Below are 14,780 nucleotides of genomic sequence, written 5' to 3' on the forward strand. Positions count from 1 at the left end.
ATGAACGCAACGAATACAACGCCCGACCAGATGGCACAGAATTCACTGATCAGAACCCAATCATACGTAAACGGTACGTGGGTAAATGCAGCCAGCGGAGAAACCTTTGATGTAATCGATCCAGCAACCGGCGCTGTTATTGCCACAGTTCCCGACATGGGACAAGCCGATGTGCGCGAGGCCATCGAAGTGGCCAATGCCGCCTGGCCCGCCTATCGGGATCTGACGGCCAAAGAACGCGCCAACTTGCTCCGAAAATGGTTTAGCTTGATTCTGGAGAATAAAGAAGAGCTGGCCCGTTTGATGACAATGGAGTGTGGGAAAGTTCTATCAGAAAGCCTGGGCGAAGTCGATTATGGAGCCTCCTTTATCGAGTGGTTTGCCGAAGAAGCGAAACGTACTTATGGCGACGTCATTCCGGCCAATACGAAAGATAAACGGCTGGTTGTTATCAAACAGTCTATTGGCGTAGTCGCGGCCATTACACCCTGGAATTTCCCGCTGGCCATGATTACCCGAAAAGTCGGGCCCGCCCTTGCAGCGGGGAGTCCGGTAATCGTAAAACCGCCCTCCGAAACACCCCTGACAGCCTTGGCGATTTCACATCTGGCCGAAAAAGCAGGTTTTCCACCAGGTGTTTACAACACGGTCACTACGTCCAAAAATGCCGAAGTTGGACTGGAACTGTGCGAAAACAACAAGGTTCGCAAGCTCTCGTTCACTGGCTCAACAGCTATCGGGAAATTGCTCATGAGCCAGTGTGCGTCCAATCTGAAGAAAATATCGCTGGAACTTGGTGGCAACGCGCCCTTTATTGTATTTGACGACGCCGACATTAATGCAGCCGTAAAAGGGGCTATGGCCTCGAAGTTCCGGAATAACGGGCAAACCTGCGTATGCGTCAACCGACTGTATGTGCATGACAAAGTGTATGATGAATTTGTGAGCAAGCTTTCAGACGCCGTAGCTGCCCTTCGGGTTGGCAATGGGTTGGATACCAATTCACAAATGGGCCCTTTAATCAACGAAAAAGGCCTGAATAAAGTGAAGCATCACCTGGATGATGCTCTATCAAAAGGCGCGAAAGTCATTGTCGGTGGCCATGAGATGGAAGGCTTGTTTTTCCAACCAACCGTCCTGACCGATATAACGCCGGATATGATTATTGCCCGTGAAGAAGTCTTTGGCCCGGTAGCACCCGTAGCCCGATTTACGGATGAGCAGGAAGTAATTCGGCTGGCGAACAATACGCCCTACGGCCTCGCTTCGTACTTCTATAGCAAAGATATTTCCCGTTGCTGGCGAGTCGCCGAAGCCCTGGATTATGGGATGGTCGGCATTAACGAAGGTATGATTTCGACCGAAGTAGCACCCTTTGGCGGTGTTAAAGAATCGGGCGTAGGTCGCGAAGGCTCGAAATATGGCATGGATTACTTTATGGAAATCAAGTATCTGTGTTTCGGAGGTATCAACTGAAAATTTTGACTCTGCCTTTAACCTAACATCAACCATGATTGAACCCATCTACAAAAACGATTCCCCGAAAACAGATATGAAGACGACGTTTTCAATCGCTCGACAACTGTTTCAGGTTCCGGTAATCGTGGCAGCACTAGGATATTTTGTCGATATCTACGACCTGCTGTTGTTCAGTATTGTTCGGGTTCAAAGCCTGAAAGATTTGGGCGTGCCAGACGATCGTATGTTAAATCAGGGAATTTTCCTCATTAACATGCAGATGGGCGGCTTGCTACTCGGCGGCATTCTCTGGGGGATACTTGGTGACAAAAAAGGACGTCTCTCGGTATTGTTTGGCTCTATTTTGATCTATTCCCTGGCTAATATCGCCAATGGCTTTGTCACAACTGTCGATCAATACGCCATTTTGCGGTTGGTGGCGGGCATCGGGCTGGCGGGTGAACTGGGTGCAGGTATTACGTTGGTGGCCGAAGTATTACCCAAAGAAATTCGCGGGTACGGTACCTCTCTGGTTGCATCGGTGGGTCTTTTGGGCGCCGTGCTGGCCTACTTCATTGCGGAACAGTTTGCCTGGCGAAACGCCTATTTCATTGGTGGTGGACTGGGCCTGATGCTGCTCATTATGCGGGTTAGCGTATTTGAATCCGGCATTTTCACAAAAGTGAAAGAGCAGTCGGTATCCAGAGGAAATTTCCTTCACTTATTCTCGTCAAAAAAGCAGTTTTTCAAATACTTACGCTGTATCCTCATCGGGTTGCCCGTATGGTTTGTAGCTGGTATTCTGATGACCTTCTCACCAGAGTTCGGAAAAGAACTTCATCTGGATGGCCCTATTATTGCCGGAAAGGCGGTCATGTGGGAATACATCGGCTTATCCATTGGCGACTTGTCCAGCGGTATCTTAAGCCAGTATTTCAACAGTCGAAAGAAAGTGCTGGGCATGTTTTTAGCCTTAACTGCTGCGTTGGTCGTTGTGTATTTATTTGTACCCCTACACTCAACGACAGCCTTCTACGCCATTTGTAGCTGTTTGGGCTTTGCCGTCGGCTATTGGGCTTTATTTGTCACTATTGCTGCCGAGCAGTTTGGCACAAACCTCCGGGCCACCGTTGCGACAACCGTACCGAATTTTGTACGAGGCAGTATTAACATCATGACCCCTTTATTTCTGCTTTTCAAAGGTGAGTTAGGCATTATAGACGGAGCCGGATTGCTTGGCTTATTAACACTCACCATTGCCTTCCTCGGCCTTTGGAATATGGAAGAGACCTTCGGAAAAGATTTGAATTTTCTGGAGAAATAGCCTACAACGCTCATCAAATTAGGAAACGGCCTTACGATACGTATATAGTAATACGTTACGATTAGAATCATAGTTCTAAGCCGTGTCGGGGGTATAGGTTAACCACACAACATAACTAACTTGTAGATTGCGCATATTCTGATTTAGACGTATGAACGACCAAACTATTAGCATTCGAGACAACTTACAGGACATCTACAACGATGTGTATACCGCTGAAGCTCTTTCAGCTCTTTCTTCGCTGGCCCACTTTAACAAGCGTATTAAAGAAGTCATGGCCACGCGCATGCAACGACGGGCAGCGCGTCAGCAAAGCAAAACAAGAATCAGTTTTCTTGATCCAGCGAGTACGATTCCTGGAACAACCATAAAGGTGCAGGACGCCCGCGATGGCAACTTCGACGGGGGCGTAGTCCCTGCTGATTTGCAACGGCAGTGGATTCAGGGAACAGGCCCAGCGGCTAAACCCAACACACCCGTTGAAAGCAGTATTCGAAACGTAGCCTATGCCCTACTCTCAGGCGCCGATGGCTGGATGTTCGACGGTGAAGATGCTCTGGGACAAATCACGACGATGTCACTCGATAATCAGCGTAACTTGAAACTGGCCATTCACAAAGATCCGGTATTCCTGAAAGTAGCCGAAAAAGTAGCTGGTGAAATCAATAACTGGGCAACGTCTTTTCTGGGGCGCGAAACGATCAGCAATTGGGAAACGCAGCTGGACTTCACCACCAAGATATTTCGGGCTCGGGGCCTTCACCTCGACGACCGGCACATTCGTGATGGAGCGGGTGTAGCTATGGCCGCTTCTATTGTCGATGCGACGCTTTACGTGGTCAATAATTATAAAGCGCTGCAAAGTGCCGGGTCGTCCATCGTACTATACCTTCCCAAAATCCAGACGGCCGAAGAGGCTGGTGTATGGAATGAATTGCTGAGCGCACTTGAGAATCACCTTGGTCTGGAAGTTGGCACCATTAAGGTGTACGTATTGGTCGAACAACTCGAAGCCACCCATCAGTTAATGGAAATCCGGGCGGCTCTCGGGAAGCATTTCGTGGGATATAATACCGGTCGCTGGGATTACATTAACAGTGTATCGGATGCGATGGCGTGGGATAAAACCTTCGTCAATCCGAATATCGAAGCCATCACCATGACTTATGGCTACATGCGAAACTATGAAGACCGCGTCCGTCGGGCTGTCAATACGCCGGATCGTACCGGTAATTTCGCGTTGTGGCAGGGTGGTATGGAGCCTAACATACCTGTCGGCTCAGAAGAAGGCGTTTCGGCCAGTATGAAAAAGGCGGTAGCCGGTGCCGAACGCGAACAACGCGAAGGAGCCAGCGGCAAGTGGGTTGCTCACTGGAAAATGGTCCATATTGTCCGGCCCGTCTGGGAGAAAGTGGGAGCTGCGAACCAGTTAGGCCGTGCATTCCCACGCCTTACCTATACTCAACAGGATGCCGACGGACTCATTCTGATCGAACCCGCGCCAACCGATATTCGGGGAGCCCGCAATTTGCTGAGCGTCGCCTTACAATACGGCAATGCCTTTGGGCAGGGCATGCAGGCTGCCGCCCTGAAACCCGCCGACTTCTTCGGTAACGATGACATTTTGTACCTGATGGAAGACATGGCCACTGGTGAAATTCGGTTGAGCATTCTCTGGGAATGGATGCATAAAGGCGCTATTCTCACCGAAGATGATGCAGAAACCGGAACAAAGGCTGGAGATGTTTTTTCGGAAGCGCTATACCACAAATTACTGGATCAGGAATATAACAAACTTCTGAAAGCTACCAACAAGGACGTATTCGATGCGTCGAAAACGACGACGCTGCCCATCGCCCGCGAAATTGCCAACACCTATATGCTCAGTGAAGTTAAGCCCCCATGGTTTATTGATTTACTGAATATTAATCTTAATAACACGGATCTGGACGTAGCGAAACAACGGATCAGCTTATACATGGATACCTTGGTCAACAAGGGCACCCGTATCACCGAAAACCTTGATTTTGCAGACTAGACTGCTATAGACGTGGAATCAGGATGCCAGTCTGGCCAAACCTGATTCCACGTCATTCTCTTCCAATCTCTTCAAATACACCCGTTTTTGCTACCGAAAAAGGTGATTTCCAAATCGACTTTTTTCGGCAGCGTGGCGAAGCATTGCGCCGGAGGTAGCATCAGATCATAGCTAAGGAAATAGCTCAGCGCTGCACTTGAGAAGTCTTTTTAGAGAATGGTGTAAACTTTTTTTCTTGTTTCCGTGCGAAATTGACCAGTAAAATTAGCACAGGTACTTCGATAAGTGGCCCGATCACGGCGGCAAAAGCCGCACCAGAATTAATTCCAAACACCGCAATAGCAATTGCTATTCCCAGTTCGAAATTGTTGCCCGCTGCGGTGAAAGCAAGTGATGTCGATTTTGCATAATCGGCTCCGGCTTGTTTGGAGAGGTAAAAGGCCGAAAAGAACATAATTGCAAAGTAGATCGTCAAGGGCAAAGCTATACGTAGCACATCGAATGGGATAGAGACGATAAGTTGCCCTTTCAGACTGAACATAATCACAATCGTGAAGAGCAGCGCAACGAGTGTAATCGGACTAATAGCAGGTAAAAAAGTCTGGTCGTACCATTCGTTACTTTTCAACCGCGTGAGCGTAATTCGGGAGAATAAGCCTGCCAGAAACGGTACGCCCAGATAAACAAATACACTTTGAGCAACTTCACCAATGGTAATTGCCACCTCATAGCCTTGTAATCCGAACAGGGGCGGCAAAACTGTGATAAACAACCAGGCATAAATGGAATAAAAAAGCACTTGAAAAATACTATTGAAGGCTACCAGTCCGGCAGCATACAGTCGGTCCCCACCCGCCAAATCATTCCAGACAATGACCATAGCAATGCAGCGGGCAATGCCAATTAGAATCAGACCCGTCATGTATTCGGGCTTATCAGGCAGGCAAATTACCGCCAGTAAGAACATCAGTAATGGACCAATAACCCAATTTTGTAGCAGTGAGAGTCCTAGAATCTTCGTATTCGCAAACACCGTTGGCAATTCGCTGTAACGTACCTTCGCCAAAGGTGGATACATCATTAGCACCAGTCCAATAGCAAGTAGAACATTCGTAGAACCCAAATTGAATCCGTTAATGAAACTCTGTGATTGCGGCCAAAAATAACCCGTGCCTACTCCTATTAGCATAGCCAGTAAGATCCACAACGTCAGATAACGGTCTAGAAACGAGAGTTTGGCTGATGTCATACTTCTTTCTGATTTACCATTCGTTTCATAACAATGGCGGACGAAGGGCATAAATTGCTGAATTGCTGCGTCTGTTGAATAACCACCGGTACGTCCTGACGAGAAACAACTCTAAATCCATGCCGCTCAAAATAGCGATCGGCCGTTGTCGTAATTAAATACAGTTCTGCCAATCCAACTGATTTAGCGATTTCCAGCAATTGGCCAACCAACCGCGTGCCTACCTTTTTCCCTTGATAACGAGGATCAACAGCTACGGAACGCAGTAACGCTATTGGCCCAAATCGCTCAATTCCTGCAACACCAACGTAGGTACCTTGTTCTTTGGCAATTACAAAATCGGGAAGATCGCCTGGCAAATCATCGGTTACCAAATTTCCTTGCTGTAACAAGGAAATGACAGCAGCTTTGTCGGCTGGATGAGCGTTTTCGATATGCAATGCCATAGTTAGCCTAGAGTAGATTCGCTTGCAGGCAAACGGGTTTCGATGAATTCCTGACAATATGCCTTAATCAAATCACGCACTCGGCGGAATGACGTCAGTTTATCCTCCTCAGGGCGATCAGCCGTTGCGGTATGGCCCGGATCAGGAAAACTATGGTGAATCAACTCGCCAGCTGAAGGGAAATACGGACACTGCTCCCGAGCGTTGTCACAAACCGTGATAACATAATCAAACGGGATATGTACGTATTCGTCAGCATGGTTCGACGTATGATGCGAAATATCGATCCCATCCTCAGCCATTACCTGAATAGCGAGCGGATTCACTCCATGTGGAGCTACACCAGCACTATAAACAGTTACCTGATCACCTCCGAAGTATTGAAGATAGCCCTCGGCTAGTTGAGAGCGGGCGGAATTGCCCGTGCATAGCACCAGAATTTTGGTTTGTTTCATTACAGTCCACAGATGTTTATGATTAATATGCTTTAGGAAGATCTTCTAAAATAAGGAGCTTTAGCAACAGCCAGATTCGGGCGTGCAACATGCGGAATCCGTTGATTCTGAAGCCGCTGCTATTCCGCAACTCTGACCTCTGGTAAGCGCTTTACATTGGGTATAGTCGGGAATTAGATTTACAATGAAGGTTTCATCAGTCGCTATTAATTCGCCAGGATATAGTTGACGGGTATCAAATCTGGAGTTGCCGAACTCTATTTTAACCGTAGCCAGCGGATTTAAGGGCAACGACTTTTCAACCAGATTAATGATTGACAGAGCCTTACTTACTTTCATAGAGCGGCTCGTTTGTCGTTCCGAAGGTTCCCAAAGTTGGACTATGATCTCCATCCAGCTATTCATTTGGCCGCCACAATCTACTGATACGATTGGTGCCTGTTTAATTTCGGTGATATGAAACGTAGAATCAACAAATTGCTTTTCGGCGTATTGAAACTGTAGCTCTTTTTCGGCATTCTGATCTAATATGTTCTTGAACGATTGCCAGTTCATGGGCTCTGTTTGATCCATTAGCTTTTATTGGTTAAACGCAATATTACGATTGAAGAAAATAAAAAAATACCTACCCAATTATGGGCAACAGGTTATCGATATAAAGGAATCGAGCATAGTTCCAAACGCCTGTCTGGCTTCTTCCCATACCGACGGGTTAATGCAATAGCACACACGTGGTGGGTTAATTTCACCCTGAATAATCCCAATACGTTTCAATTCTTTCAAATGTTGAGAAACGGTTGCCTGAGCCAAACTCAATTCGCCCACCAGATCACCGCAAACGCAGGCTTTTCTGGAAATCAGCATTTGGAGTATCGCCACTCGTGCAGGATGAGCAAATGCTTTCCCCAAATCAGCAATGCGGTTTTGCTCAGCAGTAAAAATTTCGGTTTTCGTGACTCCCATGCTATAAAGGTAATAGAAAAATATATATCGCAATATTACGATACATATTTTTCTCTCCAGCATACACTGAGCATAGTAAGTCCGTTTGCCCTATCTTTGAAGCTGGGAAACCCAACGCTACGTGTATGCATTACGGCTATTTCAACGGTACTATTGCCCCCACCGACCAGCTTGCCGTCGGGATTACGGATCTCAGCCTACTTCGGGGGTATGGTCTGTTCGATTATTTCCTAACCTACAACGGGCGACCATTTCAGTGGGATTGGTATTGGGAGCGGTTTCAGAACTCGGCCTCCCGAATGCATTTGCCGCTGCCACTTGGTAAGGACGAAACCTACAGCATTTTGCTGAATCTTATTGAGCGAAGTGGTGGAGTCGATGTGGCATTTCGGTTCGTCATGACGGGAGGTTATTCAGCCGATAGCATTTCGATTGAACGTCCAAACCTGCTAATTCTCACCGAGTCGATTCACCCAGTGCCACCGATTCAATACGAACAGGGCATCAAAGTTATTCTGGATGAATACGTTCGGGAAATGGCCGAAGTGAAAAGCACGGATTATAAACGAGTCATTCTCATGGCTCAAGCCATTAAATCGGCCGGGGCTTCCGATTTGCTGTATCAAAAAGGGGGCGAAATCAGTGAACTGAGCCGAAGCAATTTCTTTCTTGTTAAAGGAGATCGCCTGATTACACCCAACCGAAATATCCTTCATGGCATTACACGCCGAACAATCATTCAGTTAGCCCAAAGCGACTTTCAGGTCGACGAGCGCCCGGTATTACTTTCCGAACTCTATGATGCCGAAGAGGCCTTCACAACCAGTTCGACTAAAAAAGTATTACCTATTGTTCAAATTGGCGAACTAACTATTGGGGATGGAAATCCAGGACCAAAATCTAAGTTTCTCTTAGAGCGATTTGACGATCTGGTGAAGGCCTGGTAGTAGCGTTACCGCATATTTTCTGACAATTTCTTTCGTCACTACCTCCTCTTGCCCTATTCGTCCAAGGCAGGGCAAACCGGTGTAAGACAAAATAAATGACTCTGTAGCGTCAACAGTTGGTCCATTAAACAGGATGCCCAGCAGGGGAATATTCCGATTTCGGCAGGCTTCGACCGATAATAACGTATGATTAATGCTACCCAGATAATTCCGGGAAACCAGCACAACTGGCAAGCCTAGTTTTTTAACCAGATCAACATTCAGCTCATGATTATTGAGCGGAACCATCAATCCTCCAGCCAGCTCAACAATCAGTGGCTGATCGGTTTGGGGCAAATTGATTTTAGCTAAGTCAATAGTGACCCCATCTAATTCGGCAGCTGCATGAGGTGACAATGGCTGTGTGAGTCGGTAGGCTTCCGGATGAAAATAAGAGGTTGAATTACTAATCAAACTACGCACAACATTCGTATCAGAATTAGCCAGTTCTCCCGATTGGACAGGTTTCCAATAGTCGGCCTTTAGGGCTTCTACCAATACGGCCGATGCGACCGTTTTACCAATTTCAGTACCAATTCCGGCTACAATAAGTTGAGGAGGCATGTGATTGTATTTACGCGTTGAACTCACTAATTAAGGCCGTTTGTAAAATCATTAAAAGCCGATCTATTTCGTCGTGTGTGTTAAACGCATGAATACACAAACGTAAACGCTCCTGTCCTGCCGGAACCGTTGGGCTTAGAATAGCACGCACATCAAGACCAGCAGCCTGAGCCTGGGCAGCGACATAACGAGCCTGGTCATTACCTGGTACAAGCAAACAACGGATAGGCGACTGGCTGTTTGTCCAGGCAGCGTCGGGCAAAAGTTCATTAACGCGCTGCCGGAAATAGGTAAGTCGTTTATAAAGCTGCGTTCGATTATCCGTATTGGTTGTTGCATACACATGAGCACAGCGAATAGCAAGCAGACTATGAGGGGGCAAAGCCGTCGTGTAAATAAAGGGGCGGGCAAAATTGATAAGGTAGTCTCGCAGAACCGTTGGACCAACAACAGCCGCTCCATGAACACCCAGAGCTTTTCCAAATGTATGAACTCTGGCAAATACACGATCCTGCAACTCCAATGCAGCAACCAGTCCTTCACCATTTGGGCCATACAAACCCGTTGCGTGAGCTTCATCGACGATCAAAGCCGCATCGTAACGATCACAAAGGTCGGCCAGTTCGCACAAAGGAGCCACATCACCATCCATCGAATACACCGACTCGACGGCCACAAATATCTGCCCGTTCTTCCGCGATTCCTGAGCTAGCTTCAATTTATCTTCTACATCGGCCAAATCATTATGACGAAAACGGTGGCGGGTCGCATAACTGAGCCGTGCGCCATCAATCATACTCGCATGAATCAGCTCATCGGTTAGGAGAATGTCCTCCAATCTGGGTAAGCAGGATAACAAGCCGAGATTAGCATCGTAACCAGAATTGAAAATAAGAGCAGCTTCTGTACCGTAAAATCGAGCCAATTCTTCCTCAACTACATTGGCCAGGATAGTTTGACCCGCCAGCAGTCGGGAGCCGGTAGCACCAGTACGAGCACGCGTTTGTGCAACATCAGCTTGCTGAATAGCTGCTTTGAGTTCGGCTGATCGGGCAAAACCCAGGTAGTCATTCGAGCAAAAGTCAACTAAACCATCAGCGGTTCGGAGTTGGCGAAGTAGACCTTTGTGCTTATAAACTGCTAATCGTTCTGATACTAGTTGAGCAACTGAGTGTGTCAATGTAGCCATAACTACAAAGGTAAACCGACCCTGTTGAATGATATGCAGTTGTAGAGCATCAACTATGAAAATGTGCGTAAGTCCTTAGTTATCCACAAATTGACTGTGGATAACTTTGGTTAAAGGAAATACTTAGGTTAAAGAATAAACCAAACAGCTACAAATAAAACTAGAAGGTTAACATACCTACCAATTAGTTACCAATTGAGAGTATGATCTTACCGAATTGCTTACCCGTGTTCATTTTCTGCATTGCTGTTTCTATGTCGGACAAGGGAAAAATCTCGTCTAAAACAGGCACAATCTGTTGATCACTTACCAACTGAATCATGTCGGAAAACTCACTTTCGGTCCCCATAGTTGTGCCGAAAATAGATAGCTGCTTAAAAAATACTTTAGGTGGAATTACATCGGTGATGTTACCTGTAGTTCCGCCAAAGAAAGCAATTCGTCCACCCGGAGCCGCAACATCAATCAATTTAGCAAAACCAGGTCCACCCGCGCTGTCGATAATTACATCAAAGTAACCAAGCCGCCCTGCTCCCGCTTGCGCCAAAAGAGCTTTATGCCAATCAGGCTGGTGGTAGTTGATACTTCCTACGGCTCCCAGTTCTTTCGCTTTTTCCAATTTTTCGTCAGACCCCGATGTTACCCAAACCTCCGCCCCGGCAGCTACAGCGAATTGTAAGGCAAACAAAGCAGCTCCACCACCAATGCCCGTAATCAGTACTTTTTCGGGGGCTTTCACTCCGTTCTTATTCAATCCCGCCCTTGTCATCAACGCCCGCCAGGCTGTCAGACCCGCCAGGGGAAGCGCAGCAGCCTGCTCGAAGGTCAGATGCTGTGGTTTGTGATGAATGTATCGACTATTTACAACCACATAGTCGGCAAAGGTACCGTTGGCAGGCATCCCCAAAATCTGAAAGTCGGCACCATAAAACTTTGGGTTATCACCCCAATTCATGGCCGGATTGATAATAACGGCTTGTCCTTGCCAGGCAGGATCAACACCTTCACCACTATCGACAACCACCCCAGCACCATCGGAGCCCAAAATGACGGGCAATTTGATTCCCGGATACAAACCTTGTTGCACAAACACGTCGCGGTGGTTCAGAGAAGCTGCCTGAAGTTTTATCAGTACTTCGTCTGGGCCGGCAGTTGGTATTGGCGCGTCAATAAGGTGAACAGGCTGGTGAATGCCTTCGAGATAAACGGCTTTCATGGATTGATTCATAATTGTAGGATGAAAAGGCAATGAAGGGCTTTTTATATTTGCCCAACTACGTCTTACTAAGTTATGATTACTTATAGAGAGGCTACTGCCAACGATTCGGAACAGATCGCCCAATTACATAGCCTGAGTTGGCAGCAAAACTACAGAGGTATTTGGAGAGATGAGTTTTTGAATGGGCCGGTACTTGAAAACAGACGAGCGGTATGGCAAAAACGATTGAATCAACCTACTCCAAATCAGAACATTATCGTAGCTGAATTGGAAGGAACAATCTGTGGCTTTGCCTGTATATACGCCAATGAAGATCCTGTTTGGGGAACGCTCCTCGACAATCTGCACGTTCATGCTGAACAAAAAGGAAAGGGCGTTGGTACTGTGCTAATTAAATCAGCTGCGCGATGGGCCTATGCTAAAAATCCAGAATCCGGATTCTTTTTATGGGTGTTACAGCAAAATACCAGTGCACAAAAATTCTATGAAAATTTAGGTGCAATCAATCAGGAGTTAATTACGCACGAAACCGCAGACGGAGGCTCATCAGACGTTTACCGATATGTGTGGCCTGATGTGACAAAATTAATTTAACAGTTCGTCTTAATTTTACCGCCTGGCCTTTTATATAAACTATTGGCATTCCGACTTTATGATTCGTTTTTTTAATGAAGATGTGCCCTATAAGCTTCCTAATAAGCAGGTAACCCGCCAGTGGCTAAAGCAACAGGCGGAACGGGAAGGTTTCGCTGTAGGCGAGCTAAACTATATTTTTTGCTCCGATGAACACGTGCTACAGGTCAATCGCGATTACCTGCAACACGACTACTATACCGACATCATTACGTTCGATCAGAGTGAGGAAGAGGATAAAATTGAGGGCGATATTTTCATTAGCGTCGAGCGGGTATCCGATAATGCCACTCAGCTAGGCGTATCATCTGAGCAGGAAATGCGTCGGGTGCTAGCTCATGGCCTACTCCATCTGTGCGGCTATGGCGACAAAACCGACGAAGAAGCTGCGCAAATGCGAGTAAAGGAAGACGAATGGTTAACCCAATATGTTTCCTGACTTCGTCCAGCTTATGCGCTTTTTCATCGGTCTATTACTGTTCATGGCCTCTACGGCGCAGGCGCAGAAAAAAATAGCAATTACAATCGACGACCTGCCGACCGTATCGAAAGTGTATAGATCGCCCTCAGGTAGATTGCAGTTGACACAAAAACTACTTTCGCACTGCACGACGTATCGGGTACCGGCTATTGGGTTTGTCATTAGCAATTCTTTGCTGACAAATAGTCAGCCCGATTCAAATCAGATTGGTCTATTAAAATTATGGCTAACGGCTGGTCTGGAATTAGGGAATCATACCCTTGCGCACAAAGATTATAACCTCATTTCGTTCGAGGAATCAAAGGCGGATGTTATTGGGGGCGAGCAATTTGTGAAGAATCTTGTTCGGCAACGGGGCAAACCGTTCCGTTATTTCAGGCACCCTTATTTACGAAAAGGCGATACACAGGCGAAGAAAGATTCGTTGGAAAAATTCCTGCAACATCTTGGCTACCAGGAGGCTCCCGTTACTATCGACAACTCAGATTGGTTATTCTCCAGCGCTTACGACAATGCGTTATTACTAGGCGATACAGAGCTGGCAGCTAAGGTTGGCAACCAGTATGTGGGGTATATGCTCGATTGCGTAGCCTATTATGAAGCTCAAAGCGACTCTCTTTTCAACCGGCAGATTTCGCAGATATTGCTAATTCATGCTAACACAATCAACGCTGATTTTCTTGGCAAGTTACTCGTTGGACTAAATAAGCGAGGATACACATTTGTATCTTTAGAGAAAGCATTGACCGATGAGGCTTACCAATCCATAGACCATTATTACGGAAAAGGAGGCATCTCCTGGATGCATCGGTGGGCCTTAACCAGAGGGAAAAGGGGTGCTTTTTTCAAGGGAGAACCCGAAGTACCGGCTATGATTGATGCACTGGCAAATCGAGTGATAACTTTACCCTGCCATTAAGCCCCCATCTATTTGGATAGCCTGCCCGGTAACAAAGGAATTCTCGTCGGAACAAAGCCACAGAATTGCCTGGGCAACTTCTTCGGGTTGGCCAAAACGACCCATAGGAACCATTCGGCGCATTCGTTCTTCCATGCCAGGTGCTGTACTAATAAGTTCATCGACCATAGGTGAATGCGTGTATACCGGGCAAACAGCATTGATTCGAATGTTATGCCGAACGTATTCGAGTGCCGCTGTTTTCGTCAGGCCAATTACGGCGTGTTTGGATGCGCTGTAAGGGGCTCCCATAGGCATTCCTCGCACACCCGCAATACTCGATACATTCACAATCTTACCTTGAGCCGGATGGCCTCCAGCTAGATTACTTCGACCAGGATGGTTTCCGATGGAATGATCTTCGGTGGAATGTCCTTTCTCCTTCTGAGTCAGCATTTGCCGAATTTGGGCCTGCATGCCGTAAAATACCCCCCCAACATTTATGGCCATTATCTGATTAAAATCCTGTTTTGTCTGATCAAGCAGACGACCAAATTTACCACCAATACCCGCATTATTGATGCCAATATCCAACCGACCAAATACATTGACAGTTTGCTGAACAGCCTTTTCAATTTGCTCTGAATCAGCGACATCGCAAGAGATAAAAATCGCATTGCCGCCTTGTTGCTGTATTTGTTCGACGGTTTCCCGTCCGTTTGATTCATTAATTTCGGCAACGACAATACTTGCTCCTGCCTTGGCAAAAGCCAATGCGGTCACTCGACCAATGCCTGAGCCGGCACCCGTTATAAAAGCAATCTGATTGGTAAACGTTGACATATCTCACAGCGCTTAATAATGCCTGAAAATAATG

At 46.8% G+C, this 14,780-nt stretch carries 16 protein-coding genes; 7 read left to right on the forward strand and 9 right to left on the reverse strand.

Annotated features, from left to right (window positions below; genetic code table 11):
• From GO755_RS20235 to GO755_RS20245, 3 genes are all read left to right on the forward strand, one after another.
• The gene (locus GO755_RS20235) at positions 1 to 1,476 is read left to right on the forward strand and encodes an NAD-dependent succinate-semialdehyde dehydrogenase (RefSeq protein ID WP_198174874.1); all 1,476 of its coding nucleotides are present in this window, start codon (positions 1 to 3) and stop codon (positions 1,474 to 1,476) included.
• A 34-nt stretch (positions 1,477 to 1,510) separates the two neighbouring features.
• Entirely contained in the window at positions 1,511 to 2,782 is a 1,272-nt protein-coding gene (locus GO755_RS20240) for an MFS transporter (protein ID WP_198174875.1), read from the forward strand.
• Between the two features lie 151 nt (positions 2,783 to 2,933).
• Positions 2,934 to 4,820, forward strand: coding sequence for an aldolase/citrate lyase/malate synthase family protein (locus GO755_RS20245; protein ID WP_157587109.1), 1,887 nt, complete (start codon positions 2,934 to 2,936; stop codon positions 4,818 to 4,820).
• Positions 4,821 to 5,004: 184 nt separating this feature from the next.
• On the opposite strand, the gene arsB is transcribed toward GO755_RS20245, so the two are convergent.
• The 5 genes from arsB to GO755_RS20270 are packed head-to-tail and all read right to left on the reverse strand — an operon-like array spanning position 5,005 to position 7,933.
• Complete coding sequence (gene arsB / locus GO755_RS20250; protein WP_157587110.1) at positions 5,005 to 6,069, reverse strand: ACR3 family arsenite efflux transporter; 1,065 nt, start codon at positions 6,067 to 6,069, stop codon at positions 5,005 to 5,007.
• Positions 6,066 to 6,515 (reverse strand): arsenic resistance N-acetyltransferase ArsN2, encoded by a 450-nt coding sequence (gene arsN2 / locus GO755_RS20255; RefSeq protein ID WP_157587111.1) that lies wholly within the window; start codon positions 6,513 to 6,515, stop codon positions 6,066 to 6,068. Before arsN2 ends, arsB begins: the two co-directional genes overlap by 4 nt.
• A 2-nt stretch (positions 6,516 to 6,517) precedes the next feature.
• Positions 6,518 to 6,970, reverse strand: a complete 453-nt coding sequence (locus tag GO755_RS20260; RefSeq protein ID WP_157587112.1) for an arsenate reductase ArsC — start codon at positions 6,968 to 6,970, stop codon at positions 6,518 to 6,520.
• A gap of 60 nt (positions 6,971 to 7,030) precedes the next feature.
• Entirely contained in the window at positions 7,031 to 7,543 is a 513-nt protein-coding gene (locus tag GO755_RS20265; RefSeq protein WP_227687014.1) for a DUF6428 family protein, read from the reverse strand.
• Between the two features lie 60 nt (positions 7,544 to 7,603).
• Positions 7,604 to 7,933, reverse strand: coding sequence for an ArsR/SmtB family transcription factor (locus tag GO755_RS20270; protein ID WP_157587113.1), 330 nt, complete (start codon positions 7,931 to 7,933; stop codon positions 7,604 to 7,606).
• A gap of 125 nt (positions 7,934 to 8,058) precedes the next feature.
• Here GO755_RS20270 and GO755_RS20275 point away from each other — a divergent pair, with 125 nt between their 5' ends.
• On the forward strand, positions 8,059 to 8,880 hold the full coding sequence (locus GO755_RS20275; protein WP_157587114.1) for an aminotransferase class IV: 822 nt from the start codon (positions 8,059 to 8,061) through the stop codon (positions 8,878 to 8,880).
• Here GO755_RS20275 and bioD read toward each other — a convergent pair.
• The 3 genes from bioD to GO755_RS20290 all read right to left on the reverse strand — a co-directional run bounded on the left by bioD (position 8,845) and on the right by GO755_RS20290 (position 11,888).
• The gene (gene bioD, locus GO755_RS20280; RefSeq protein WP_157587115.1) at positions 8,845 to 9,483 is read right to left on the reverse strand and encodes a dethiobiotin synthase; all 639 of its coding nucleotides are present in this window, start codon (positions 9,481 to 9,483) and stop codon (positions 8,845 to 8,847) included. The genes GO755_RS20275 and bioD overlap by 36 nt on opposite strands.
• Before the next feature lie 10 nt (positions 9,484 to 9,493).
• The gene (locus tag GO755_RS20285; RefSeq protein ID WP_157587116.1) at positions 9,494 to 10,672 is read right to left on the reverse strand and encodes an aminotransferase class I/II-fold pyridoxal phosphate-dependent enzyme; all 1,179 of its coding nucleotides are present in this window, start codon (positions 10,670 to 10,672) and stop codon (positions 9,494 to 9,496) included.
• A 184-nt stretch (positions 10,673 to 10,856) separates the two neighbouring features.
• Positions 10,857 to 11,888, reverse strand: a complete 1,032-nt coding sequence (locus tag GO755_RS20290; protein ID WP_157587247.1) for a quinone oxidoreductase family protein — start codon at positions 11,886 to 11,888, stop codon at positions 10,857 to 10,859.
• A gap of 75 nt (positions 11,889 to 11,963) precedes the next feature.
• Between GO755_RS20290 and GO755_RS20295 the strand changes: the two genes are divergently transcribed.
• From GO755_RS20295 to GO755_RS20305, 3 genes are read left to right on the forward strand one after another with little or no spacing between them, the layout of a single operon-like run.
• The gene (locus tag GO755_RS20295; protein WP_157587117.1) at positions 11,964 to 12,485 is read left to right on the forward strand and encodes a GNAT family N-acetyltransferase; all 522 of its coding nucleotides are present in this window, start codon (positions 11,964 to 11,966) and stop codon (positions 12,483 to 12,485) included.
• Between the two features lie 58 nt (positions 12,486 to 12,543).
• Positions 12,544 to 12,963, forward strand: coding sequence for an rRNA maturation RNase YbeY (ybeY, locus tag GO755_RS20300; RefSeq protein ID WP_157587118.1), 420 nt, complete (start codon positions 12,544 to 12,546; stop codon positions 12,961 to 12,963).
• A gap of 13 nt (positions 12,964 to 12,976) precedes the next feature.
• The gene (locus tag GO755_RS20305; RefSeq protein WP_157587119.1) at positions 12,977 to 13,924 is read left to right on the forward strand and encodes a polysaccharide deacetylase family protein; all 948 of its coding nucleotides are present in this window, start codon (positions 12,977 to 12,979) and stop codon (positions 13,922 to 13,924) included.
• On the opposite strand, the gene GO755_RS20310 is transcribed toward GO755_RS20305, so the two are convergent.
• Positions 13,910 to 14,746 carry an SDR family NAD(P)-dependent oxidoreductase gene (locus GO755_RS20310; RefSeq protein ID WP_157587120.1) on the reverse strand — a complete coding sequence of 279 codons (837 nt, stop codon included), beginning with the start codon at positions 14,744 to 14,746 and terminating at the stop codon, positions 13,910 to 13,912. The genes GO755_RS20305 and GO755_RS20310 overlap by 15 nt on opposite strands.
• Positions 14,747 to 14,780: the final 34 nt, after the last annotated feature.

It is taken from the genome of Spirosoma arboris (assembly GCF_009754945.1).
Classification (GTDB): Bacteria; Bacteroidota; Bacteroidia; order Cytophagales; family Spirosomataceae; genus Spirosoma; species Spirosoma arboris.

What these genes read in the sequence shown, in the direction of transcription:
- GO755_RS20235 (WP_198174874.1), top strand. Translation starts at nt 1, where the DNA reads ATGAACGCAACGAATACAACGCCCGACCAGATGGCACAGAATTCACTG.
- GO755_RS20240 (WP_198174875.1), top strand. Translation starts at nt 1,511, where the DNA reads ATGATTGAACCCATCTACAAAAACGATTCCCCGAAAACAGATATGAAG.
- GO755_RS20245 (WP_157587109.1), top strand. Translation starts at nt 2,934, where the DNA reads ATGAACGACCAAACTATTAGCATTCGAGACAACTTACAGGACATCTAC.
- arsB (WP_157587110.1), bottom strand. Translation starts at nt 6,069, where the DNA reads ATGACATCAGCCAAACTCTCGTTTCTAGACCGTTATCTGACGTTGTGG.
- arsN2 (WP_157587111.1), bottom strand. Translation starts at nt 6,515, where the DNA reads ATGGCATTGCATATCGAAAACGCTCATCCAGCCGACAAAGCTGCTGTC.
- GO755_RS20260 (WP_157587112.1), bottom strand. Translation starts at nt 6,970, where the DNA reads ATGAAACAAACCAAAATTCTGGTGCTATGCACGGGCAATTCCGCCCGC.
- GO755_RS20265 (WP_227687014.1), bottom strand. Translation starts at nt 7,543, where the DNA reads ATGGATCAAACAGAGCCCATGAACTGGCAATCGTTCAAGAACATATTA.
- GO755_RS20270 (WP_157587113.1), bottom strand. Translation starts at nt 7,933, where the DNA reads ATGGGAGTCACGAAAACCGAAATTTTTACTGCTGAGCAAAACCGCATT.
- GO755_RS20275 (WP_157587114.1), top strand. Translation starts at nt 8,059, where the DNA reads ATGCATTACGGCTATTTCAACGGTACTATTGCCCCCACCGACCAGCTT.
- bioD (WP_157587115.1), bottom strand. Translation starts at nt 9,483, where the DNA reads ATGCCTCCTCAACTTATTGTAGCCGGAATTGGTACTGAAATTGGTAAA.
- GO755_RS20285 (WP_157587116.1), bottom strand. Translation starts at nt 10,672, where the DNA reads ATGGCTACATTGACACACTCAGTTGCTCAACTAGTATCAGAACGATTA.
- GO755_RS20290 (WP_157587247.1), bottom strand. Translation starts at nt 11,888, where the DNA reads ATGAAAGCCGTTTATCTCGAAGGCATTCACCAGCCTGTTCACCTTATT.
- GO755_RS20295 (WP_157587117.1), top strand. Translation starts at nt 11,964, where the DNA reads ATGATTACTTATAGAGAGGCTACTGCCAACGATTCGGAACAGATCGCC.
- ybeY (WP_157587118.1), top strand. Translation starts at nt 12,544, where the DNA reads ATGATTCGTTTTTTTAATGAAGATGTGCCCTATAAGCTTCCTAATAAG.
- GO755_RS20305 (WP_157587119.1), top strand. Translation starts at nt 12,977, where the DNA reads ATGCGCTTTTTCATCGGTCTATTACTGTTCATGGCCTCTACGGCGCAG.
- GO755_RS20310 (WP_157587120.1), bottom strand. Translation starts at nt 14,746, where the DNA reads ATGTCAACGTTTACCAATCAGATTGCTTTTATAACGGGTGCCGGCTCA.